We start from the raw sequence: 24,435 nt of genomic DNA on the forward strand, positions 1-24,435 counted from the left end.
GCTTGCGGGATCAATGTTCCGGCGGCGGCACGCCCAAGGCAGGCGAACGCGGCGGGGGGAGGTTCAGACGGCGAGGCGCAGCGGGAGATTCCCGGCCACGGTCCGGCGGTACGCGGCGGTTGCTCGCAGATCGTCGATGGGCGAAATTTCTTCCCGAAGGGTCTCGCCAACGGCCAGGAGGGTTTCCCGGTCGAGGCGGCGGCCCGTGAGCATGGCCTCGGCGCGGGGGCAGCGCAGCACCGTGGGGCCGACGCTGCCGAGCGCCAGGCGCGCCGACGCGACGGTGCCCGAACCGTCCAGGCGGAGCACCGCCGCCAGGCTGACCACCGAGATGGCCAGGGCCTTGCGCCGCCCCACCTTTTCAAAATGCTGGACCTCTCCCGCTGCCGGGATGCGCGCCAGAACGGCCGACACGATCTCCCCCTCGCCGAGGGCGGTGCGGCCCGGCCCCAGGATGAACCCGTCCAGGGGGACCCGCCTGGTCCCCTGCCTGGAGGCCAGTTCCACCACGGCGTCCAGGGCGTAAAGGGGCGGCAGGGTGTCCCCGGCCGGAGAGGCCGTGACGATGTTGCCCCCGATGGTGCCCATGTTGCGGACCAGCGGGGAGCCCAGCACGGAGAGCGCACGCGCCAGCACCGGCAACCCCGAAGCCGTCAGGGGGTGGCGCAGGAGACGCGAGTGCGTCTCGCACGCGCCCATGCGCAGGAGACCTTCCTCCTCGCGGATGCCCTGGAGGCCCGCGATGCGCTCCAGGCAGGCGACGCGCCCGGGCGCGCCACGGCGCGCCAACAGGTCCGTTCCTCCGGCCATGACCGCGAACCCGTCTTCCAACAGGGGCCACAACTCGGCCAGGGAGCCGGGACAGCGCACGTCAGCGTTCACTTCGTTTCCTTTCCCATGGCCTGGGCCGCATCCATCACCGCATCCACGATCTTCACGTACCCCGTGCAGCGGCAGAGGTTGCCCGAAATCGCCTCGCGCGCCTCATGGCGCTGCGGGCTGGGGTTGCGGGCGAGCAGCTCGGCGACAGCCACGGTCATGCCCGGGGTGCAGTAGCCGCACTGCACGGCTCCGGCGGCGGCGAACGCCGCCTGGATGGGGTGGGGGTCATCGATGGTGCCGAGGCCCTCGGCCGTGACGACCTCGCGCCCTTCCAACTGGGCCGCCAGCATCAGGCAGGAAAGCCTGGCCACGCCGTCCACCAGCACGGCGCAGGCCCCGCACTCGCCCGAGCCGCAGCCCTCCTTGACGGCGGTGAGCCCCAGATCCTCGCGGATCAGGTCCACCACCCTCCTGCCGGGGCTGGTCTCGATGCGGACGGGTGCACCGTTCAGGGTGAACGTCAAAGTCACCATCCCGCTCATGGTTTTTCGCCTCCCATCGCCTCAAGCACCTCCTGCGGGTTCACGGGCAGCCGCCGCGCGACAAGGCCGACGGCGTCCTCCAGGGCCTGGGCCACGGCCGGGGCCGGGCCGTGCACGCCCACCTCGCCCATGCCCTTGAGGCCGTGCGGGCCGGTGGGCTCGTCGCCCTCCACGCTGACGCACTCCAGGGGGGGCAGGTCCAGCGCGGTGGGGATCAGGTAGCGGTCCAGGCCGTCCGCCCGGATGAGCCCCTCCTCCACGTGAAGGTCCTCCAGCAGGGCGAACCCGGCTCCCTGGGCCGCCGCGCCCTGCACCTGGCGTTCGACCCCCAGGGAGTCGAACACGCGCCCGCACTCCACGGCGGTGACGCAGCGCACGAGCTCGACCTGCCCGGTCAGCTCGTCCGCCTCCACGGCGCAGACGCACGCCCCGTGGGAATACATGCGGTGCGGAAAGCCCAGCCGAAATTCCTTGCCGGTGTCCGGCGGATTCTCCACGACGGGCATGACGAACTGGTCGATGCAGATGCGGTCGTCGCGCTGAAGCATGGACCCGATCTGGGAAAGGGAGACGCTGCGCCCCGTGGCCTCGTCCACGACCGCCCCCGGCCTAATCGCCAGGCGGTCCGGTTCATCGGCCAGCAGAAAGAGCGCGGCCCGGGCCTTGAGCTTCTCCCGCATGGCCCCGCAGGCCTTCAGCAGCGCGTTGCCGAACGTGTAGGTGGTGCGGCTGGCCGAGGAGGACCCCGCCGGCAGGCACAGGCGGGTGTCCGGCTGGACGACCTCGATGGCGGCGGTCTCCTGGTTCAGGGCCTCGGCCGCCATGAGCGCGAACGCGGCCGCGTTGCCTTGCCCCATGTCCGGCACGGAGTTGAAGACGCGGAACGTCCCCCCCTTGGTGAGTTCGAGCTTGGCCGCAGCTGCGTCCGGCAGGCCGCGCCCGTAGCCCATGGCGTTGAACGAGGCGGCGATGCCCACCCCACGGCGCTTGCAGGCCGGGGCCTGGGCCTTCCAGGCGTCCCTCTCCTTCCAGGCCGGATGGGCCATGACCGCCTCCAGGCATTCGGCCGCGCCCGCAGGGGACTCCATGGGCACGCCCGCGCAGTTCAGGTCACCCGGGCGCAGGGCGTTTTTCAGGCGGAGTTCGGCGGGGTCCATGCCCAGGCGCTGGGCCAGGCTGTCCATGGCCCGCTCCACGGCGAAGCTGGCCTGCGCGACGCCGAAGCCCCGGAAAGCGCCGCCCACGGGGTTGTTGGTGTAGGCGCAGGAGCCCTCGATGCGCGTATGGGGGATGAGGTACGGCCCGCCCGCGTGCTCCATGGCCAGGGCCATGATCTCCACGGCCAGGTGGGCGTACGGCCCGGAATCGAACAGCATGGCGCAGTCCAGCGCCTGGAGCGTTCCCTGGCGCGAGGCCCCGAGCCGCACGCGCACGCGTGCGGCGTGGCGCTTGTAGCCAGCCAGGAAGGTCTCCCCCCGGCTCCAGCACATCTTCACCCAGCGCCCGCCGCCGTGCAGGGCGGCCAGGGCCAGCAGGCACTGCACCGTCGCCCCGTCCTTGCCGCCGAAACCGCCGCCCAGGTAGGGCGCGCGCACGCGCACGCGCATGGGGTTGAGGCCGAGGGCGTGGCCGATCTCGAAACGGTCGCGGAAGGGTGCCTGGGTGGAGGCGGTCATCTCGATGCCGCCGTCGCGGGTCATCCTGGCCGTGCCGTTGGGCGGCTCCAGGAAGGCGTGCTCCTGCATGGGGGTCTCGAAGCGGCCCTCCACCACCACGTCGCAGCCGGCAAAGGCTGACGGCGCGTCGCCCTTCTCCACGAGGGCGTGGGCCAGGAGGTTGCCGCCCTCACGGCCGGAATGGACCAGCGGCGCCCCCGGCGCGAGGGCCTGCTCAGGGTCGAAGACCCCGGGCAGGGGAACGAGCTCCGTGCGGATGAGGGACAGGGCCCCGGCCAGGGCCTCCCGGCTCTCGGCCAGCACCAGGGCCACGGCGTCGCCCGCGTGGCGCACCGTGTCCGTGACCAGCACGGGCTGGTCCTTGTGCACGATGCCCTGCAGGTTGGCGCCGGGCACGTCCGCCCCGGTGAGCACTGCCACGACGCCGGGCAGGGCGCGGGCCTCGCGCGTGTGCACGGCCACGACCCGGGCGTGGGGGACGCCCGCGCGCCTGGCCCCGGCCCAGAGGCAGCCCGGCGGGGCGATGTCCGTGCTGAAGCGCTCGGCCCCCACGGCCTTGGACATGGTGTCCCTCAGGGGAGGCCCGTTCCGGCGCGTCGCCATCGCGGCCCTACCCTTGAGCCCGGGCGCGGTCGAAGTCCGCGCGGATGTGTTCGAGGATGGTCTTGGCCCTGTCGGAATGGAGGTTGATGGCCTCGAACTCGGGCTCGACGGTGAGCTTCTGCATGAGGAGCCCGTCCGCCCCGAACCAGAGGGGGATGAGCCCCCCCAGGAAGAAGCCGCGCGCCCGGAGCGCCTCCACGGCGAAAGCCGTGCCCGGAGCGCCCGTGTTCACGAAAACCTGGATCACGGCCTGGCCCTGGCTGGCCGCGTCCCGGTCCAGCTCCTCCACCCGCGCGGGGAAATCCGCCCCCACGGCCAGGACCTGGGCGCGCACCACCTGGGCGAAATCGAAGGCGCGGCTCTCAAGCGAAGTCACCGCGGCGGCGGGAGCGTCCGGGGGGCTGAAGTGGATGTCGCGCTCCAGGCGGAAGCCGTCCAGAATGTATTCCAGCTCACGCCGGTAGCACTGCGGCAGGTGCAGGGGCATGCGCCTGTCGCGGTCCACCCGGGCCCCGAGCAGGCAGCTCACCCGCTGGGCTCCCGCGCCTTCCTTCTCGTAGGCCCCGTCGGGCATGAGGGCCACCTCCAGGCCGCACTCCGAGTAGCTCTGCTTGTGGACGAGCTTCTGGGTGATGGTGTGCGAGCACACCGCCTCCCCGAAGAACCCCTGGGCCTGGGTCATGGTGCGCGACAGGTTGTCCATCGCCCGGATGATCTTGGCGGCCATGAGCGTGTCGCGATACTCGTGGGCCACCATGACCTGCCCGAACTCGAAGAGCGCCTTGTTGGGGGGCGAACTCCGGTAGTAGGCCCCCTGCCCGGCCACGACTCCCGTTTCCAGGCGGGCGACCACGGTGAGCAGGCTGCCCTCGGCGTTGAGCTCCTCGATGCGCTCCGGGATGTAATAGTCCTCCACGGGGTAGCGGTCGCCGTAGACGGTGTAGAAGAGCTGGGCCACGCCCTGCCCGTCGCCGGGCCGCAGGGGGCCGATCTCGTAGGCCTTCCCGGGCTCCACGTTCTTCCAGTTCCGGCGTATGCGGCCGATGTGGCCGTCCTCCGGCCGCCCAGCGTCCAGGTGCGCGCGGATGTGCGCGGCGAAATCATCCAGGGTGCGCAGCGACAGGGAGTCGCGCTCGCCGATGGTCACCCCGTAGCGGCTCTCCACCGCCAGGGTGAAGGCCGGATAATCCAGGGAGTCCACCCCCTGGCGCAGCAGCGGCGCATCGGGGCGCACCGCCTCGGCCACGGCCTGGTCCACCCCGGCTTCCACCAGCAGGTCGCGAAGTTCACGCGTCGTCACGTCCATGAGGCCCCCTGAAAATGGCTCAGCATTGGCGCAGCACGAACCGCTGCACCTTGCCGGTTGCGGTCTTGGGAAGCTCCGGCACGAACTCGAAGCACGCCGGGCACATGTGCTCCTGGAGGCGGCCCAGCAGGAACTTGCGCAGCTCGAGAGTCAAGGCTTTGCCCGTCGCCGCGCCGGGCGCGGCCACCACGAAGGCGCAGATCACGTCCAGGCCGTTGACGCGTCGCGCTGCGACAGCGCATTCGGCGACTGCCGGATGCCGCAACAGCTCCTCCTCGACCCGCACCGGCGACACCCACTGGCCCGCGGACTTGAGCATGTCGTCGCTGCGGCCCTGGTGCGCGTAGAATCCGCCCTCCTCCACGAAGACGTCGCCTGTGCGCAGCCAGCCGTCCGCGAGCATGGTCTCGCGGGTCTTGTCCGGGCGGTTCCAGTATTCCCGGCACAGCCCCTCGCCCCTGACGAGCAGGTGGCCCTGGCTCCCCGGGGGGACGTCCCGCCCCGCGTCGTCCACGAGCCTGGCCTCGAACCCCTGCACCGTCTGCCCCGCGCTCCCCGGCCTGGAATGCCCCTTCCGGTTGGAGATGAACACGTTGAAGGCTTCGGTGGAGCCGATGCCCTCCAGGACCTCCCTCCCGGTGATGCGCGCCCACTCCTCGTGGAGGAGCGAAGGCAAGGCTTCGCCCGCGCTGTAGCACAGGCCGGGGACGCTCTCCTTCATGGCTGGCTCGAAGGCCCTGATCATCGCGTTGTAGAGGGTGGGCACCCCGAAAAACGCCGTCGGCCTGTGCCGGAGCATCAGGTCGAACACGTCGCAAGGGCCGGGCTTGCCGGGGAAAAGCACCGTGGCCGCCCCGGCGGCCAGGGGCAGGGCGAGGCTGGCGAGCAGGCCGTAGGCGAAGAAGAGCTTGCTGGAGGAGAGGACCACATCCCGGTCCGTAAGCCCCAGCACGAGGCCCCAGGTCCGCGCCGGGACCAGCAGGTCATCCTGCCGGTGCGGCACGCCTTTGGGCCGCCCGGTGGAGCCGGAACTGTAGAGCATGAAGCCCGGACGGGCGTCGTCCGCCGGGCGGGGATCGAAAACGGGCGGGAGACCGTCCAGGCCGGGAGGCCCCATGTCGTCGCAGAGGACGGCCGGGCAACGGCCCTCGGCGGCCTCGAGCGAGGGATGCCCCGGGACGGTGAGCAGGAGCTTCGCGCCGGAATCCTCCAGCAGGAAGCCATAGTCCGGCGCATGCAGGGAGGTGTTGACCGGCACGGGGCAAGCCCCGGCGAGCATTGCGCCGAGGAAGGCGCAGACCATGGCGGGCGTGTCGGGCAGGGACAGCATGACCCTGTCCCCAGGCCGGATGGACCGGGAATCGAGGAAGGAGGCGCACCGCAGGCAACGTCCGGCGAGCTCGCCGTATGTCAGGGCCGATGACCCGAACCGATACGCCGTCCTGTCCGGGCCGAAAGACATGCCGGATTCCAGCAGAGACCAAGCCGCGTTGCGTCGCCCCATGCGCCCTATCCTTCGTGGACCGGATTCGTTTCAGCCATGGCTCGTCAGGGGAAAGGACCGAATTTCACGTCCGCACATTCAAAAGGGTAGAATGATTAGCCAACGCAGTCAAACACAGGAAGTGTGGTGGGGCAGGCCGTTATTGGCTATCATCCGCCCGGACCAGGCGGCAGCCCCGGCAACGGCCCGGCCCGCCCGGCCCCGAGTCGTCATCAACCCGTTCTCCGGAGCACGCCATGAAAACCCGTTCCGCATTGTGTGTGATCTGCATCCTGCTGTGCGCGCTTTCCCAGGCGGAGGCCGCGCAACCCGCGCGGGAGTTCGTCTTCGACCCGCCCCACTGCGCCATCACCTTCAAGGTCCGCCACATCTTCGTGGAGATACCGGGGCGCTTCGCCGAATACGGAGGAACGGTGCGCTTCGACCCCGGGAACCTGGCGGGCAGCGTCTTCGACGTGACGGTCAAGGCCGCCAGCCTGGACACCTTCGTGGACAAGCGCAACGAACACCTGCGCAGCCCCGACTTCTTCGATGCGGCCAAGTTCCCCGACATCAGCTTCAAGAGTTCGAAGATCCAACGCGTCTCGGCGCATGAATTCACGATGACAGGCACGCTGACCCTCAAGGGCGTCAGCAAGGTGATCACCCTGCCGCTCACCTACCACGGGATGAAAATCCATCCCATGGACCCCAAGGTGGAAGTGGCGGGCTTTTCGGCCAAGCTGAACATCTTCATGCCGGACTACTCCTTCTGCGACCCCAAATGGAGCGAGATGGGCGTGCTCGGCCAGAACGCCCTGGTGGAGATCGGCTTCGAGCTGGCGAGCCCCAGGTAGCGGGCCGACTCGCACCCGGCGGTCCATCATCAGTTCCTGTCCCTTGAGAACGGCCAGGCTGGCGACGCCTTGCGCTTGTGTGTTGTTTGTGTGTAAAAAAGATCGCGACCCTCTTTAAAGCATCCCTGTGTTTCTGTGGGCGGCGTGTCGTTTTGCAATCCTTTTCCACCAGGAGGACCGTGTATGATGCTCAGAGCTGCGCTGGCGTGTATGTTCACTCTCATCCTCACCACCTCTCTTGCTTTTGCTGGCGGGAAAACCCCTTCACTTGTCGGGAAATGGGATGTTGAGTCCACAGGCGGGATGATGCTTAACGGAGACAAGGAATCCAAGGAGACGCACTGGACTCATGGGCAGAGCGTCCTGAAAGGACAGCTCGAGATCATCAGCCAGGACGGCCGTTTTGTGAAAGGGACGTACACGTCGTCCCGTGGCTCTGAAAAGTTCATCGCGATGATCTCCCCTGACGGCAAATACATGTACGCATCCGATACGGACGGTTTCTTCGATTGCAAGATCGTCGGGAAAGACAGGCTTGAGATAGTCTACCGCCATGTAAAGCCCACGGACAGCGTGGTGGCCACCAGCGTAGCCAAGCGGCAGAAATAATCGGCGCTGTAACTGCAGACCCTCGTCGGAAAATCGATGGGGTTATCCTTTGCCGGGATAACCCCATTTCATTTTCTGCCCAGGGCTGCCCGTGCGACAGCGGGATTCCGGGGGCCCCCCGCCCGGCACGCGGCCCCTCCCGCGAGGAGCCGGCCGCGCTCCCCCTTACGGCTCCAGCGCCGCCCGAGGGACATCCGCGATCAGCGCCACCCGGGTGCGGGTTTCCAGGGTGAATTCCGAGAACTCCACCACGTTGCCCACGGAGGCGTCGGCCAGGTCGTGGATGATGCCGTATTCATCCAGCCGGTAGCTCGTGTGGCGGCCTGAAAGTATCCCCCCTGGGTTGGCCAGCGCCCCGGCCACCTCCCGCGCGTAGGCCACGGGGTCCTGGAGCCGGCTCCGCAGCCCGTCCAGCTCGGCCTCGAACGACGCCCTGAGCTCCCTGGCCGAGGCCAGCTTCGCGGCCTCGTCCTCCTTGCCGGAAAACATCCCGCCGATGGATTTCGTGTTGATCTCCAGAATCTTGATCTTGCAGCCCAGCGATTTGGCCTGGTGCTCACACTCGGCACGGCGGGATTCCAGGTCCAGGAGCATCTCGCCGATCTTGGCGGCGTAGAGGTCCATGAGGGCGGAGACGACGGACTCCGTGAAGGCGTCGCCGTCCTGGGTCACCAGCGGGCAGCGGTGGGACTCGAAGGTGAGGCCCCGCTGCAGCACGTCCCTCTGGATGACCTCCCCCTGGACCGCGCTGCCGAACTGCCCCCGCGCGACGGGCGTGGCCGTGAGCAGGATGCGGGCCGTCTCGCGGGAGGCCTCGCCGAAGAACGCGCGCAGGGCGGCCTGTTCGCGCACGAAGCCCTGCAGCTGTTCGGCCGAGGTGAACATGGCGTTGACCCGGGGCTCCTTGAAGAAGGCCTCCCTGTTCAGGAGCACCGGCTGGCCGAGGCTGCCCACGAGGCCGCGCATATGCCCGATGGCCCGCAGGGCCGGCTCCATGAGCGTGTCGGGGCGGACCTCGGCGTGTTTGAGCTGCGGGATCGCCTCGGGCAGCAGCCGTGTGGCAAGCCTGTAGGCCAGGGCCTCGTCGCCCGAGGACGGCGCGGACAGCGGCGCGGGCGACGAGGCCTGCGGCCGAAACCATTTCAGAAATGTCTGGAGCATGTGACCCCCGCCGGTTTCATGACATTGGGATGAAGAATACCCCAACATCGGTGGGCGTGCCAACCATTTGCCCGATCCGGCCGGGTGCCCGCGCGGACCCCGCCTTCACGGCCCGGTGGGGCATGGAGGGGGGCCAGGGCGCGGGACGCCGCCCCGCGCCCAGCCCCGGCGAGGTCATTTCGCCTTGGGGTAGATCACTTTCCAGTCCTGCTGCATGTCCACCACGGTCCAGCCCTTCTCCTTGGCCTCCGCCAGGGCGTTCTCGGCGCCCTTGTCGTAGGCGTATTCACGCTTGGCGTCGGTATGGCGCACCAGCAGGGCGAGGCGCGCGCCCGGCCCGGCAGTGGTCCATTCGAGCATCTGCTGGTCCCCGTCGGAGTTGCCGAACGCGGCAACCGGGCGGCGGCCGATGTGCAGGTTGATGCCCACGGGCTTGCCCGCCTTGTCATCGATCAGGTCGATCTGCGGCAGCCTGACGAGCACAGGGCCGTCCGGGCGCATCTCGTATTTGGTCTTGGTGCTGCTGCCCACCACCTGCTCGGGCGGGATGCCATAAACCGCCTCGGTCCAGGGGCGCATGAACTCGATGCCCCCGCCGGAGACGATAAAGGTCTTGAAGCCGTTGGCGCGCATGTAATCCAGCAGTTCGAGCATGGGCTGATAGACCATCTGCGTGTAGAGCATCTTGGTCTGGGGGTGCCGGGCGGTGGCGATCCAGTCCTTCACGAGCTTCTCGAACTCGGCGATGGTCATGCCCGAGTGGGTGGCCATGACGATGTCGAGGAGGGCCTTGTCCCCTTCCTGCAGGGCGGTTTTCAGGTCGCCCTTGAGGATGGAGGCGAAGGGCTCCCGGGTTTTCCACTCCGGGTGCTCGGGGGCCAGAGCCTTCACGCGATCGATGGCGAAGAACAACTGGAAATAGACCGGCTTTTCGGCCCAGAGGGTGCCGTCGTTGTCAAAGGCGGCGATGCGCTCCTCCATCGGGATGAACGACTTGGAGTTCCTGTCCGTCACTGTGGCCACGAACCCGGTGATTGCGGACTTGGCCGGGCCGTCGTTCCAGGACGGCAGCGGGTCCGCCGCCTGGGCGAACACCAGTTGGGCAGAGGCCAGGGCGAACGCCAGCAGCAATGCGGGCAGGAGCGCGTGCTTGGATCTCATGGGGGCCTCCGGGTGGATGTGGTTGATGTGAGCCGGACGCGGCGGGCCTCAGGGTCGCGGGGGCGGCGGGCCTGCCTCACCGGTCCAGTCTCGAAGAAGCCCCCGGCTCTCGCCGGGGGCCGCGATTGTTTCATGGCTCAGGCAGGTGCGGGCGGGCGGCCCACTTGTTGCCCGCCTAGTTGCCGGAAGGCATGGGAAGGGTCACGCCGTTCTTCTTCAACTCCTCACGCGCCCACTCCAGGTTCTGGTACTTCGAGATGGTGAGCGGCCCCGTGTAGACCTCGCTCTGCATCTTGCGCGGCGGGTACTGGACGTAGGTCTTCATCAGGTCGGTGACTTCCTGGTTGAAGGTCACGAGGGTCCAGGTCCTCTCGGTGTAGTTGTTCATGAAGATGTCGTAGCGTTCCTGCGGGTCCTGCCAGAGATCGAAGATCTGGGGCGCGGTGGCCACGTATTTCTCGGGGCCCTTCCAGCCGAGGTTGGCGTCCACGGCGAGGCCGCCGGTGGCCTGGCCGTCGTCGCCGCGCAGGTTGAACACGGCCTTGTAGTTGCCCGCGCGCACCGCGCCGGGGCTCAGCTCGTTCTCGGTGAAGTAGAACCAGCTCTTGCGGGCGGACTTGCCGGTGCCGAAGAGCATGGGGGACATGTCGAAGCTGTCGAAGATGATGGGCTGGCCCTCGCGGTCCTTCTCGGGGAGCTTGAGCCCGGCCAGGGTGGCGAAGGTGGACATCAGGTCCAGGCCGCCGACGATGTCGTGGTTCTTGGTGTTGGCCTTGATCTTGCCGGGCATCCAGGCGATGGCCGGGACGCGGTTGCCGCCTTCGCGCACGGTGCCCTTGGTGCCGCGGAAGGGGGTGTAGCCCGCGTCGGGGTATACGTCCTGCCAGGCGCCGTTGTCGGTGGTGAAGAAGACGATGGTGTTCTTGTCCAGGCCGAGGGCGCGCAGCTTGTCCATGATGCGCCCGATCCTGGTGTCCAGCTCCACGACGGAGTCGGCGTACTTGCTCTTGGAGAGCGACTTGTGCTCGAACTCGGGGGCGGGAAGGTTGGGCTGGTGCACCTTCATGAAGTTCACGTTGATGAAGAAGGGCTTGCCGGACTTTTTGGCCTCGTCCAGGAATTCCAGGGCGGCCTTTTCCACGTAGGAGTCGAAGAAGGGGATGCCCACCACGCCCTTCTCGGGCGTGTTCACGTACTGGCCGTTGATCTTGAAGTCCTCCTTGGGCTTTTCCCCGGCCTTGCCGGAGAGGGCGCCCTTGGTCACCTTCTGGAACATCTCGCGCAGCTCGGGGGCCATGTCCGGGAACCAGGCGGGGTCGGCGTAGGTGTAGGCGTTCAAGTGGTACAGGCCCACGTAGCGCATCTCGTCGTAGCCCTGGGCGTTGGGCATCGCGTAGTCGGCCTCGCCCAGGTGCCACTTGCCGGTGAAGTAGGTCTGGTACCCGGCCTGCTTGAGCACGGAGGCCAGGGTCCACTCGGCGGCGGGCAGGCCGCCGCCCTGGCCCTGGAAGGCCACGGTGGTCATGCCGCTGCGGTTGGGGATGCGCCCGGTCTGCATGGCGGCGCGGCCCGGAGTGCAGCTGGGCTGGGCGTAGAACGAGAACATGGTCATGCCCTCGCTGGCCAGGCGGTCCAGGCTGGGGGTGGGCATGCCGCGCCCCTCGCCGCCGCCGTAGACGCCCAGGTCGCCGTATCCCACGTCGTCGCCGACGATCAGGAGGATATTGGGTTTGTCCGCGGCCAGGGCAGCCCCGGCCAGGCAAAGCAGGGCGGCCAGCGCAGCAGCCGCTCGTTTGATCAGGTGGTTCATCCGGTAAGGCCTCCTTGTCCCGTTGAGGCCCGCCCCAAGGAGCGGGTACAGCCGCCTAACGACCTACGACCCGGGACAGCCCGGAACGTCACCTCATCGCCACTACCTGGAGAAATCCATCCTGGTCAGCCTCTTCGGCCTAATTCAACATGAATATGCACTACCACGTTCCGATATTCCACCAGAAAATTCATACCCTGCTCCCCCTCTCCAGTTGTGGCGCGAGCAGGCGGGCTCCTCAGCCAGCCTCCGCCACGCAAGGCCATGCTGTCAGGCCGGCCCGATTCTTTTCGCCTCAGACTTGACCTGATTCGAAAATACGTGGCAACTGAAGGGAATCCCTTTCCATCGACCCCAGATGGAAGGTTGGAGTAAAGCCCTAGTCCCCAGCGGATGGAATCCATGAACGTACGGACGCCGTCGCTCCTCTCACGCCTTTCCGGCCTTGAACCCGGCCCGCGCCCGTTGCCCGATATCGGGCATTGGCGGACGGGACCTGGCTCCCACGACTTTTGCGTGTGGGCTCCCCTGGCCGCCAAGGTCGATCTGGAGTTTTCCGCCCCGGGCTCCCTCCCGAAGGGCGACGCCGCCTGGGACGCCTCCCCTGCCCTGGAGGCCGTGCTGCCCATGGCTGCGGCGGGAAACGGCTACTGGATGGCGGAAGCAGCGGGCCTCGCCCCGGGCAGCCTCTATCGCTTCCGGCTGGACGGCGGCCCGGCCCGGCCCGACCCTGCCTCGCACCACCAGCCCCACGGCGTGCACGGCCCTTCGCGCCTCACCGAGCACGCCCTCTTCCCCTGGGGCGACGCGGGCTTCAGGCCCCCGGCCCTCTCCGATCTCATTCTCTACGAGCTGCACATCGGAACCTTCACCCCGGAGGGCACGTTCCAGGCCGCCCTGGAGCGCCTGCCGGACCTGGCCGGGCTGGGGGTGACGGCGGTCCAGGTCATGCCGGTGGGGCAGTTCCAGGGAGGGCGCAACTGGGGGTACGACGGGGTCTACCCGTTCAGCGTCCAGCACGGCTACGGCGGGCCTGAGGGATTCAAGCGCTTCGTTGACGCCAGCCACCGCCACGGGCTGGCCGTGGTCCTGGACGTGGTCTACAACCACCTTGGGCCGGAGGGGAACTACCTGCGTGACTTCGGCCCCTACTTCACCGGCCGCTACGAGACCCCCTGGGGGGAGGCATTCAACCTGGACGGCCCTGAGAGCGACCACGTCCGGCACTACTTCTTCCAGAACGTGCTGCACTGGCTGGAGCGCTACCACGTGGACGGCTTTCGGCTGGACGCCACCCACGCCATCTTCGACAAGACCCCGGCTCCCTTCCTGGGGCAACTGAAAGAGCTGGCCGCGCGCTATGGGTCCGTGCACGGCCGGGAGCCCTTCTTCCTGGCCGAGAGCGACCTGAACGACCCCCGGCTGGCCCTGCCGCCGGAGGCGGGCGGCCTGGGCCTTTCCGCCATCTACAATGAGGATTTCCACCACTGCGCCCACGCCCTGCTCACAGGCGAGCGCCAGGCCTACTACATCGATTACGGGCGCATGAGCCAACTGGCCGAGGCACTGACCAACGGGTTCGCCTACACGGGCCAGTATTCGCCGTTCCGAAGGCGCGGCCACGGCCGGGACGCGCGGAGCCTGCCCTCCCACGCCCTGGTGGCCTTCCTGCAGAACCACGACCAGACCGGAAACCGCGCCCACGGGGAGAGGCTGGCCGCCCTGGTTCCTTTCGAAGCCCTGAAGGCCGCAGCCACCCTGCCCCTGCTTGCCCCATTCATCCCCTTGCTCTTCATGGGCGAGGAATACGGCGAGGAGCGCCCCTTCCTCTACTTCACCAGCCATTCAGACCCGGATCTGACCCGGTCCGTGCGCCGGGGGCGTCTCGGGGAGTTCGCCGGGTTCCACGACGGCCAGCCCCCGCCGCCCGATCCCCAGGACGAGGCGACATTCCTGCGCTCCAAGCTCCAGTGGGAGCATCGGGAAGAGGCCCGCCATGGGACGCTGCTCGCATGGCACAGGGAACTGATAGCCCTGCGCAAAGCCCTGGGGCTTGGGCGGGGCGAAATCCAGCGGCCGAAGGTCACGGCCTGGGACGAGGAAGGGCTCCTGGCGCTGGTGACCCAGTGCGGTGCGGCGCGGCTGCTGTGCCTGTTCAACTTGTGCGGGGCGGGCCGAAGCGTCGCCACAGCAGGGCTTGGGCTGGGTTCACCGGACGCGCACGAGGCCCCGGTCGCCGCGCCAGGCGCGGCGCTCAACAGGGACGGTGCTGCCGGGAACGGCGCGAAACAAAACGGCGCGGATGAAACGGGCTGGAGGCTGCGGCTCTTTTCCGCCGATGCCCGCTGGGGCGGCCCCGGCTCCGCCCTGTCCGGTGATCTCGGGGAGCGGACCCACCTGCCCCCCTGGTCCGTGGCCGTATACATCCGGGAGGAGGCCGCCCCATGAGCGCGGAAAATTCGTCCGCACAGTCCATGGCCGCCCAGATTCCCGGCGGCCTTGCCTCCGCCATGGTGGCCCCCCTGTCCACCTACAGGCTTCAACTGCACCCCGGCTTCGGTTTCGCCCAATGCCGTGAGACGCTGCCCTACCTGGCCGCGCTGGGGATATCCCACGTGTACGCCTCCCCCATCTTCAAGGCCCGGGCGGGCTCCACCCACGGCTACGACGTGTGCGACCACCAGACCCTGAACCCCGAGCTGGGAACCACTGAGGAATTCGACGCCCTCATGGCCGAGTGCAAAAGGCTGGGCATGGGCTGGATTCAGGATATCGTGCCCAACCACATGGCCGTCTCCGGCGACAACGGGATGCTGGTGGACGTGCTGGAGAACGGTGAATCATCGCGCTATTTCAACTACTTCGATATCGAGTGGAACCACCCCTACAAGAGCATGGCGGGCCGGATGCTGGCCCCCTTCCTCGGCGTCTACTACAGCCAGGCCCTGGACAACGGCGAGATTCAGATACGCTTCGGGGAGGACGGCTTCAGCGTCCATTATTACGGCATCAGGCTTCCCCTGCGCATCGACTCCTACGGCAAGATCCTCACCCACAACCTCGGGGAGTTCCGGGACAAGGCGGGGCGCGACCACCCGGACTACGTCAAACTCCTGGGCATCCTCTACAACATCGAGAACGTGTCGGGCGAGAAACGGGAGCCGGAGCACTACACGCAGATCTTTTTCATCAAGCGCCTTCTCAACGAGATGTACCAGACCAGCCCCTCTATCCGGGGGTTCATCGACGCAAACATCCGGGCCTTCAACGGTCAGGAGACCTACGAAGGCGATCGCTACGCCCTGCTGGACGACCTTCTCTCCGAGCAGTTCTTCCGCCTCTCGTTCTGGAAGGTCGCCGGGGAGGAGATCAACTACAGGCGCTTCTTCAGCATCAACGACCTCATCTCCCTGCGCAGCGAGGACGAGGCCGTCTTCTACCACACGCACAAGCTCATCCTGGAGCGCATCCGGGACCAGTCCTTCTCCGGGGTGCGGGTGGACCACATCGACGGGCTCTTCGACCCGTCGAGCTATCTGCAACGCCTGCGGGGGCAGATTCCCGGCGCGTACGTGGCGGTGGAGAAGATCCTCACCAAGGAGGAGACCCTCCCCACCTTCTGGCCGATCCACGGCACCACGGGCTACGATTTCATGTCCTGGGCCTGCAACCTGTTCGTGCATTCCGGCAACGAGGGGGCCTTCCAGAAGCTCTACGCGGGCTTCGCGGGCATGAAGGAATCCCTCGCCGACATCCTCACGCTCCAGAAGCGGGAGATCATAAGGCGGCACATGGCCGGGGACGTGGACAACCTGGCCAGGCTCTTCAAGACCGTCTCGGTCATGGACCGCCGGGGCATAGACATCACCATGGTCGCCCTCAAGCAGGCCATCACCGAGCTGCTGGTGCAGTTCCCCGTATACAGAACCTACATCAGCCACGAATCATTCCGGCCGGCCGACCTCACCTACGTGCGGGACGCCATTCGCGCCACCCGCCGCAGCAACCCGGACCTCTCCTTCGAGCTGGACTTCCTGCAGGATTTCCTCCTGCTGGAGTTCGGCGAGGCCGTGAGGGCCACCGGCAGGCGGGAGTGGGTCCACTTCGTGATGCGCTTCCAGCAGGTGACGGGCCCCCTCATGGCCAAGGCCATGGAGGATTCCACGTTCTACGTCTTCAACCGCCTGCTCTGCCTGAACGAGGTGGGGAGCGACCCGGGCCGTTTCGGCATGCAGCCCGCCGACTGGCACGCCTCGGTCCGCACGCGCATGGAGCACTGGCCCGCGGCCATGAACGCCACGGGCACCCACGACTGCAAGCGCGGGGAGGACGCCCGCATGCGCCTGGCCGCCCTCTCGGAGCTGCCCGAGCAGTGGGGCGAGACGCTGAAATCGCTGCGCCGGCAGACGGGAGGCGGGCCGCGCCGGAAGGGCCGCCAGCCGAGCCGTAACGAGCTGTACTTTCTCTACCAGACCCTGCTCGCCCACATGCCCTTCGGCGAGGACGAGCTGGAGGGCTTCAAGGAGCGGCTTCGCCTCTACCTGGTGAAGGCCATGCGCGAGGCCAAGGTGCGCTCCAACTGGCTCAACCCGAACGATGAGGCGGAGAAAGCCTTCTGCGACGCGGCCGAGAGCCTGCTTGGTCCGAAAGGGCAGAGCCATTTCATGGGCGAATTCCAACCGCTGTTGCGCCGAGTGGCCCGCGTGGGCATGGTCAACTCCCTCTCCCAGGCCCTGCTCAAGATCGCGGCCCCTGGAATACCGGATTTCTATCAGGGCTCGGAGCTGTGGGACTTCTCCATGGTGGACCCCGACAACCGCAGGCCCGTGGACTTCGGAACGCGCCGGAAAGCCCTGCAGGAGATGGACGCCGCCTTCGGGGCCGCCCCCCTCAAGCTGGTGCGCCAGCTCTTGGAGCGCCCCGAGGACGGCCGCATCAAACTCTTCCTGATCTGGAGGGGCCTGCACATCAGGAAGGAATTCCCGGGGCTGTTCACCCGGGGGGAATATCTGCCGCTGGCCTTCACGGGCGCACGCAAGGACATGGCCTTCGGTTTCGCCAGGAGTCTGAACGGCGGGACCGCGCTGGCCGTGGTTCCCAGGCTCTTCGCCAAGGCCGCCGGACCAGATGGCGACTTCCCCCTGGGGGCCTTCTGGGAGGATACGGCCCTTGTTCCGCCCCGCCCGAAGAATTTCATCGACGCCTTCACCGGGCGGGAGTTCCCGGCCGAGGACGCAATCTATTTGAGCGATCTCTTCCGGGAGCTGCCCTTGGCGCTTCTGACGCCAGCCAACGGCCGCCCGGCCCTACCTGGCGGGGAGCCGGGGCAGAGCTGAGCCCGCGAGAGAGGCCCTGCCGGAATCCAGGCTCTCCGGCCCTGGCCTCCGCCCGTGCCTGCCCCCTTGGGGCGTTGCCGTGGCGGGCGGGATCGTTTAGCATGCATCGCGATCCATTTTCGCAGCCGCAACCGGCAGGAGCGCCACATGATCCACGCCCTCGCCTCCCTCGTCTTCCTCGCCCTGGCCTTCGCCGTGTTCTGGCTGGCCCACCGGCTCTGCGCGGACCGCATCGCGCGCGCGGGGGACACCTCTCTCGAAGAGCAGGTTTGTGCCCGGAACAACGCCGCCGTGGCCCTGCGCTTCGCATCCTTCGCCCTGGCCTCGGCCCTGGGCCTGTGCGGCCCGCTGATGGCCCCCTCCACCGGGTTTCTCCGCGACGTAGGCTGGTTCGCGTTCACCGGGGCCGTGCTCCTGGCCCTGCTGGTCGCGGCCTTCGCCATGCTGGACAGGCTCGTGCTGCCTGGGATCGACAACACCAAAGCCATCCTCGACGGCAACCTTTCAGTCGGACTCACCGAGGCCGGGGGCGGGCTGGCCACGGGGCTGATCCTAAAGGCCGCCTTCACCGGGCAGGGGACCGTGTTCTCCGGGGTGGTGTTCTTCCTCCTGGGGCAGCTGACCCTGGTCCTGTTCCTGAAACTCCTGGAACGCCTCTCCCCCTACGACGACCAGGCCGAGATAGCCCAGGGCAACGCCGCGCTGGGGCTGCACCTCGGATCGATGCTCGTGTGCCTCGGCATCATCCTGGCCTCGGCCGTCTCAGGAGACTTCTCGCACTGGGGGGAGGACCTGGCGGCCTTCGGCCTGGCGGCCGTGCGGGGCGTGGCGCTGCTGCTGGCCTGCTCCTGGCTGGCGGACAAGGTCTTCCTGACCGGCACGACCCTCGGCGAGGAAATCGTACGCGACAGGAACCTGGCCGCGGTCATCGCCGAGGCGGGCGTCAAGCTGGGCATCGCCCTGATCATCGCGGCCACGGCGTAAGGCGCGCGCCATGAAACGCTCCCGCCATATCGCCATCGGCCTTGTCGTTTCGGTGAGCCTGGGCCTCTCCGGGTGCTCCTTCAACGATGACGACGAAAACGAAGAGGAAGGATACCGTTCCGGCAGCTACAGCAACGTCATCTACCACTCCTCCGGGCGCCCCTTCATCGTCGGGGAGGACCGCTCGGTCAGGCCCCTGCCCCCGGACCATCCCAACTACAGCGGAGCCGTGGCGGAAGGCCGGGCCATAGCCTCGGGCACCCAGGCCCACGCCGGGAGGGCCTACGTGACCAGGGGCGGGTTCGGCTCAACCGGCGCGCGGCTCTCCGCCTCGGCCTAGACCATGCGGCGCATACCCATCGACCCCAGGCCCGGCTGGCAGGCCACGGTGGAGGGCCAGGGCTTCATCTTCCACACCCTGGACGACGTTCCCTACTGGGACGAGTCGGCCTATTACCTGTTCGGCGCGGACGAGGTGGACGCGGTGGAGCGCGCCGCCAACGACCTGCACGAACGTTGCCTGGAAGCGGCGCAGCACATCATCGACACACGCCGCTACGCCGACCTGGGCATACCCGAGTCCGCCGTCCCGCTCATCGAGGCCGCCTGGGAGGAGGAGCCCCCCTCGATATACGGCCGCTTCGACTTCGCCTTCGACGGCAAATCGCCCCCCAAGCTCCTGGAGTACAACGCCGACACCCCCACCAGCCTGCTGGAGGCCTCGGTGATCCAGTGGTTCTGGCTGCAGGACGTTTTCCCCGGGCTGGACCAGTTCAACTCCATCCACGAGAAGCTCCTGGCCCGCTGGGCCGAACTCAAGCCCAAACTGCGCGGCGACATCCTGCACTTCGCCTCCACGAGGGACGTGGAGGACATCATCACCGCCAACTACCTGCGCGACACCGCCCAGTCGGCGGGCCTGGCCACGGACTTCCTGCACGTGGACGAGATCGGCTGGAGCGCCACGGCCATGCGCTTCGTGGACATGCGCGGCAGGGACATCCAGAGCCTGTTCAAGCTCTACCCCTGGGAGTGGCTCGTGCGGGAGGATTTCGGGCAATATCTGGCCTACGCCTCCGAGCGGACGGCCTTCATCGAGCCCGCCTGGAAGATGCTGCTCTCCAACAAGGCCATCCTGCCCATCCTCTGGGAGCTGTTCCCCGGCCACCCGAACCTGGTCCCGGCCTATCTCGACGGCCCGCGCGGGCTCGCAGACTACGTGGTCAAGCCCAAGCTGGCCCGGGAAGGGGCCAACATGGCCCTGGTCAAAGGGGGAGCCACCATCGAGCGGACGGGCGGCGGCTACGACGAGTCCGACGTGGTGTGGCAGGCCCTGTGCGAGCTGCCGGACTTCAGCGGGGCCAGGCCCGTGGTCGGGGCCTGGGTCGTGGGGGGCTGGGCCGCGGGCATGGGAATCAGGGAATCGGGGGGGCGCATCACCACCAACCTGAGCAGGTTCGTGCCGCACGCTTTCAAGCCCGCCTGAGGCGAAGCCGGGGCGGTTATCGAGGCTCCTCACCCACGTCTGAACGTTCCAAAAAAAGAATCTGTATATTAAATAATTACATCCATATCGGCCCGCCTGGACTTCAAACCTCTTGACGCGGAGTTATCATTCAGTATTTGTTCAGAAGTGGTAGTTTAATTCAACTTCAGGCTGTTGGTTGATAGCCCCATCCCACTTTCCCCTGCGCTGAACGCCGCCCCTCCGTGGATGCTGGCGAGCCGCGCAAACGGGCTGGAGTCATTTCACCCTGCCAAATTTATTGTAATAATAATTGCTGTTTATCTGCTGCCAGAATGAAGCCGCCGAGGCGTATACCGAGGAAGCATAATGAGTTCCACCCCCCTCCAGCCGGGCGACACTTCGAAATTTTCCGCTGGCGCCGACAACCAGTCCATGACCGATGACGCCGCCGACCTGCTGGAGCCCTGCCCCCCGACAGGCGAAACGAACGGCGAACCCACCTACATCGTGGGCATAGGCGCTTCCGCGGGCGGCCTGGAGGCCCTGGAATCCTTCTTCGACCACATGCCCCCCGACTGCGGGCTGGCCTTCGTGGTGGTGCAGCACCTCTCCCCGGATTTCATCAGCATGATGGACGAAATCCTGGCCAGGCACACCAAACTGGCGGTTCAGATCGCCGAGAATGACATGCCGCTGGAAGCCAACACGGTCTACCTGCTGCCCCCGAAGATGGTGATGGTCGTCTCCGACGGCAGGCTCCTGCTCTCCGAACGGGACCCGGGGCAGACATTGAGCCTTCCCATCGATATATTCTTCCGCTCCCTGGCCCATGACGCGGGCAAGAACGCCGTCGCCGTGGTGCTCTCCGGATCGGGCAGCGACGGCTCTCACGGCATCAAGGACATCCACACCGCCGGGGGCCTGGTCCTCGCCCAGGACGTGAAGACAGCCAAGTTCGACAGCATGCCCGCCAGCGCCATCGCCACGGGAGTCGTGGACCAGGTGCTCAACCCCGAGGCCATGCCCGGCGCGATCCTGCGGCACGTCCGCCATCTTCCGGCAAACACTCTCACGGAGCCGTCCAAAATCGACGACGGCGAATACGCCGCGATCTTCCGCCTGCTGAACAAAGGCTACGGCATCGACTTCGCGTACTATAAACCGGCCACGGTCTCCCGGCGCATCCAACGCAGGATGACCATGGGCGGCTTCGACACCGTGGCCGACTACGCCGCACACCTTGAGGAGGACAGGGAGGCGCTCAGCCTCATGTACAAGGACCTGCTCATCGGCGTGACCCAGTTTTTCCGCACTCCCGGCGCGTTCGACCACCTGGAGCGGGTGGTCATCCCCACGATTCTTGCCAACGCCGCCCCCGAGATCGGCGTCAGGGTCTGGGTTGCGGGCTGCGCCACAGGCGAGGAAGCCTATTCCGTGGCCATGCTCTTCCTGGAGCGCACCTCGGGCATGGAGCGGCCGCCAAGCGTGAAGATCTTCGCCACCGACGTGCACCGGGAGTCGCTGGACGTGGCCTCGGCCGGAATCTACACCGAAGAGAACATGGTCAACGTCTCCAGCATGCGCAGGGACAGATTCTTCCGGCAGAGCAACTCGCATTTCCAGGTGACCCAGGAACTGCGGCAGATGATCGTCTTCACCCAGCACGACGTGGTGAATTCGCCGCCGTTCACCAAGATCGACCTCATCGTCTGCCGCAACCTGCTCATCTATCTCCAGCCGGCTGTACAAAAGAAGGTGCTGGCACTCTTCCATTTCGCCCTGAAGCCCAAGGGCATCCTTTTCCTGGGGCCCAGCGAGACCCTTGGGGAAATGGAGGACGAATTCGATTCCGTGGACAGGCACTGGCGGATCCACTCCAAGCGGCGCGAGGCGAGGCTGACGAACTTCGCCCGCAAGCAGGACGGATTCGCCATGACAAGCCATCAGATCGTCCTGCCCTCGCTCACCAGGCAAGTACGAAGCGACCAGTGGCTGCTGGGCGTTTACGACGTGCTGCTCGAACAGCGGATGCCCCCGGGCTTCCTGCTGAGCCAGAACCGCGAAATACTGCACACCTTCGGCGACGCCAGCAGGTTTTTGCGGCATCGCGGGCGCACGAGCATCGACATCCTGGACCTCGTGCAGGGCGACCTGCGCATCGCCCTCTCCGCCGCCATCCAGAGGGCGCTGCGCGACAAGGCGCCCGTGGCCTACGGCCGGGTCCAGGCCCTCCTGCCCGACGGGGAGGAGGCTGTGTCCCTCCGTGTGGAGCCGGTGAGCGGCAAACACGAAACCGGCATGTACCTCCATGTCATATTGGAGACCGTCCAGGAGTCCGCGCCGTTAGAGGAGGCGGCCGAGGATTTCGTCCTGGACGAAGGCTCCCGCAGACGCCTGGAGATGCTCGAGGACGAACTGCAGTACACCCGGGAAAACCTGCAGGCCACCATCGAGGAGCTGGAGACCAGCAACGAGGAGCTGCAGGCCACCAACGAGGAGCTGGTGGCCTCCAACGAGGAGCTGCAGTCCACCAACGAGGAGCTGCACTCGGTCAACCAGGAACTTTACACCGTCAACTCGGAGTTCGAGAACAAGATCAACGAGCTGATCCAGCTCAGCAGGGACATCGACAACCTCCTGAAGAGCACCGAAATCGGCACCATCTTCCTGGACAAGCAGCTCCAGATCCGCAAATTCACCCCCTCCGCCACGGTTTCCTTCAACCTTCTGCCCCAGGACATCGGGCGCCCCATCCAGCACATCTCCTCCAACATCGTTGACGACCCTGAGATGTTGGTGAACGCCCGCAGGGTGCTGGAGAGCGGGACGCCGTCCCAGAAGGAGGTCATGACCGCCAGCGGGGTCTGGCTGCTCAAGCGAATCCTGCCCTACCGCACCGAAGCGGGCCTGATAGACGGCGTGCTCATCACCTTCGTGGACATCTCCCGGCTCAAGCAGGCCGAAGAGGCGTTCCGCAAGAGCGAGAAAAAATTCCGGATCATCTTCGAACAGTCTGTCAACGGGATGGTCTTCCTCGACCAGAGGGGCCGCATCCTGGAGGCCAACCAGGCCATGTCGGACATGCTCGGCCACTCCAGGGAACACCTGCTGGCGGCCGGTCTGAGCCAGCTCATGCCCCCGGTGGAAGCCGAACGCTTCCACGCCAGCTACGCCAGGGTGGCGGCCGGTGAGACCAGCAGGCTGCACACGGACATCCGGCTCGGCCGCAAGGACGGGGAGACCATCTGGGCCAGGCTGACGCTGTCGGTGCTGCGCGATTCGGCGGACGCGGCCTTCTTCGCCGTGGGCATGATCGAGGACATAACCGACCGCAAACGCTTCGAGACGGAGATCGTGAACGCCAAGGAGTGGGCGGAGGCCGCCAGCAGCGCCAAGACCGAATTCCTGGCCAACATGAGCCACGAGATACGCACGCCCATCAGCGGCATCATGGGCATGACGGACCTGCTCCTGACTTCGGCCGAAAAGCCTGAGGAGAAGCAGTTCCTGTCCATGATCCGCTCATCCGCGCAGTCGCTGCTGGCCATCGTCAACGACGTGCTCGACCTCTCCAAGATCGAGGCCCAGAAGCTCGAGCTGGACCTGGGCAATTTCGACCCCAGGGCCATGCTGGAGTCCCTCGTGCAGGAGTTCTCCGTCCAGGCCATGGAGAAGGGGCTCGACCTTCGCTTCGCGCCCGCCTCGGACATGCCGGGGCTCATACTCGGAGACTCCCTGCGCATCGCCCAGATCGTGAAGAATCTTTTGTCCAACGCCCTGAAATTCACCGACAAAGGCTCCGTGACCCTGACCGTCAGGACCGTCGCCGCCCCCGCGGGGTCCGCAACCCTGGAGTTCTGCGTCAGCGACACCGGCATCGGCATTGCGCCGACCCAACTGAGCAGGCTGTTCCAGAACTTCTCCCAGGCGGACAGCTCCTACTCCAAGCGTTTCGGCGGCACGGGCCTGGGGCTGGCCATCTCCAAACGGCTCGCGGAGCTCATGGGCGGGGCGATCAGCGTGGAGAGCATGCCGGGCAAGGGCAGCGTTTTCTGCTTCTCCGCATCATTCAAGACGGTGCAGCAGGCCCAGACCGGCGGCAGCAACATCAGCCCGGCGTCCATAGGGGCTCTCAGCGGGCTCCCCCGCCTCGACATCCTGGTGGCCGAGGACAACTCCGTGAACCAGCTCTTCATCTGCCGGGTCCTCGAGATGGCGGGACACAAGGTGACCCTGGCGAGCAACGGGGAGGAGGTTCTGGAGGCCCTGGACAAGGGCCGCTTCGACCTGATCTTCATGGACATCCAGATGCCCGTGCTGGACGGCATCAAGACCACGGAGATCATCAGGAACGCCAGCGACCCGGCGGTGCGGAACATTCCGATCATCGCCCTGACGGCCTACTCCATGGTCGGAGACCGGGAGCGCATCCTGTCCACCGGCGTGAACGACTACCTGTCCAAGCCAGTGGACCTGAAGGATCTGACCGAGGCCATCACCAGAACCGTCATCGGGAATGGACGCTGACCCGGCCCGGCTCTCCTGACCCGAGCCGTCCCGTCCAGTTCATACAGCCTGACCGCCGCCCCGGCCCCCGCTTCGTCGCGGGGGCCGGGG

16 protein-coding genes are annotated in these 24,435 nt (G+C 66.9%); 8 read left to right on the top strand and 8 right to left on the bottom strand.

The features are described 5' to 3' along the window. Nucleotides 1–63 precede the first annotated feature (63 nt). Genes MLE18_RS10145 through MLE18_RS10170 form a run of 5 tightly spaced genes read right to left on the bottom strand, consistent with a single transcriptional unit; the run spans nucleotide 64 to nucleotide 6,453 of the window. Nucleotides 64–882, bottom strand: a complete 819-nt coding sequence (locus MLE18_RS10145) for an FAD binding domain-containing protein (RefSeq protein WP_243438683.1) — start codon at nucleotides 880–882, stop codon at nucleotides 64–66. Then, nucleotides 879–1,364: a (2Fe-2S)-binding protein gene (locus tag MLE18_RS10150; protein WP_243438684.1), complete on the bottom strand. Its 486-nt coding sequence runs from the start codon at nucleotides 1,362–1,364 to the stop codon at nucleotides 879–881. The genes MLE18_RS10145 and MLE18_RS10150 overlap by 4 nt, the downstream gene beginning before the upstream one ends. Then, nucleotides 1,361–3,604, bottom strand: a complete 2,244-nt coding sequence (locus tag MLE18_RS10155; protein ID WP_243438685.1) for a xanthine dehydrogenase family protein molybdopterin-binding subunit — start codon at nucleotides 3,602–3,604, stop codon at nucleotides 1,361–1,363. The genes MLE18_RS10150 and MLE18_RS10155 overlap by 4 nt, the downstream gene beginning before the upstream one ends. 46 nt (nucleotides 3,605–3,650) lie before the next feature. Further along, nucleotides 3,651–4,949: an acyl carrier protein gene (locus MLE18_RS17960; RefSeq protein WP_272881587.1), complete on the bottom strand. Its 1,299-nt coding sequence runs from the start codon at nucleotides 4,947–4,949 to the stop codon at nucleotides 3,651–3,653. A 19-nt stretch (nucleotides 4,950–4,968) separates the two neighbouring features. Then, entirely contained in the window at nucleotides 4,969–6,453 is a 1,485-nt protein-coding gene (locus tag MLE18_RS10170; RefSeq protein ID WP_272881588.1) for a benzoate-CoA ligase family protein, read from the bottom strand. Nucleotides 6,454–6,689: 236 nt separating this feature from the next. On the opposite strand from MLE18_RS10170, the gene MLE18_RS10175 reads away from it, so the two are divergent. Further along, nucleotides 6,690–7,289: a YceI family protein gene (locus MLE18_RS10175; protein WP_243438686.1), complete on the top strand. Its 600-nt coding sequence runs from the start codon at nucleotides 6,690–6,692 to the stop codon at nucleotides 7,287–7,289. A 183-nt stretch (nucleotides 7,290–7,472) separates the two neighbouring features. Next, on the top strand, nucleotides 7,473–7,898 hold the full coding sequence (locus tag MLE18_RS10180; RefSeq protein WP_243438687.1) for a hypothetical protein: 426 nt from the start codon (nucleotides 7,473–7,475) through the stop codon (nucleotides 7,896–7,898). A gap of 165 nt (nucleotides 7,899–8,063) precedes the next feature. On the opposite strand, the gene MLE18_RS10185 is transcribed toward MLE18_RS10180, so the two are convergent. The 3 genes from MLE18_RS10185 to MLE18_RS10195 all read right to left on the bottom strand — a co-directional run bounded on the left by MLE18_RS10185 (nucleotide 8,064) and on the right by MLE18_RS10195 (nucleotide 12,030). Continuing rightward, the gene (locus tag MLE18_RS10185; protein ID WP_243438688.1) at nucleotides 8,064–9,059 is read right to left on the bottom strand and encodes a hypothetical protein; all 996 of its coding nucleotides are present in this window, start codon (nucleotides 9,057–9,059) and stop codon (nucleotides 8,064–8,066) included. Between the two features lie 174 nt (nucleotides 9,060–9,233). Further along, a complete protein-coding gene (locus MLE18_RS10190) occupies nucleotides 9,234–10,220 on the bottom strand; it encodes an HAD family hydrolase (RefSeq protein ID WP_243438689.1) in 987 nt (328 codons plus the stop codon). A gap of 175 nt (nucleotides 10,221–10,395) precedes the next feature. Further along, entirely contained in the window at nucleotides 10,396–12,030 is a 1,635-nt protein-coding gene (locus MLE18_RS10195) for an arylsulfatase (RefSeq protein ID WP_243438690.1), read from the bottom strand. A 516-nt stretch (nucleotides 12,031–12,546) separates the two neighbouring features. On the opposite strand from MLE18_RS10195, the gene treZ reads away from it, so the two are divergent. The 6 genes from treZ (at nucleotide 12,547) to MLE18_RS10225 (ending at nucleotide 24,345) form a co-directional block, all read left to right on the top strand. Then, nucleotides 12,547–14,478 (top strand): malto-oligosyltrehalose trehalohydrolase, encoded by a 1,932-nt coding sequence (gene treZ, locus MLE18_RS10200; protein WP_243438691.1) that lies wholly within the window; start codon nucleotides 12,547–12,549, stop codon nucleotides 14,476–14,478. Then, on the top strand, nucleotides 14,475–17,366 hold the full coding sequence (gene treY / locus MLE18_RS10205) for a malto-oligosyltrehalose synthase (RefSeq protein WP_243438692.1): 2,892 nt from the start codon (nucleotides 14,475–14,477) through the stop codon (nucleotides 17,364–17,366). Before treZ ends, treY begins: the two co-directional genes overlap by 4 nt. Before the next feature lie 147 nt (nucleotides 17,367–17,513). Continuing rightward, nucleotides 17,514–18,350 (top strand): DUF350 domain-containing protein, encoded by an 837-nt coding sequence (locus MLE18_RS10210; RefSeq protein WP_243438693.1) that lies wholly within the window; start codon nucleotides 17,514–17,516, stop codon nucleotides 18,348–18,350. Nucleotides 18,351–18,360: 10 nt separating this feature from the next. Next, nucleotides 18,361–18,690, top strand: a complete 330-nt coding sequence (locus tag MLE18_RS10215; RefSeq protein ID WP_243438694.1) for a hypothetical protein — start codon at nucleotides 18,361–18,363, stop codon at nucleotides 18,688–18,690. Nucleotides 18,691–18,693: 3 nt separating this feature from the next. Continuing rightward, nucleotides 18,694–19,836 carry a glutathionylspermidine synthase family protein gene (locus tag MLE18_RS10220; RefSeq protein ID WP_243438695.1) on the top strand — a complete coding sequence of 381 codons (1,143 nt, stop codon included), beginning with the start codon at nucleotides 18,694–18,696 and terminating at the stop codon, nucleotides 19,834–19,836. A gap of 348 nt (nucleotides 19,837–20,184) precedes the next feature. Then, nucleotides 20,185–24,345: a chemotaxis protein CheB gene (locus MLE18_RS10225; RefSeq protein ID WP_243438696.1), complete on the top strand. Its 4,161-nt coding sequence runs from the start codon at nucleotides 20,185–20,187 to the stop codon at nucleotides 24,343–24,345. Nucleotides 24,346–24,435: the final 90 nt, after the last annotated feature.

The organism is Fundidesulfovibrio soli (genome assembly GCF_022808695.1).
GTDB classification, from domain to species: Bacteria; Desulfobacterota; Desulfovibrionia; order Desulfovibrionales; family Desulfovibrionaceae; genus Fundidesulfovibrio; species Fundidesulfovibrio soli.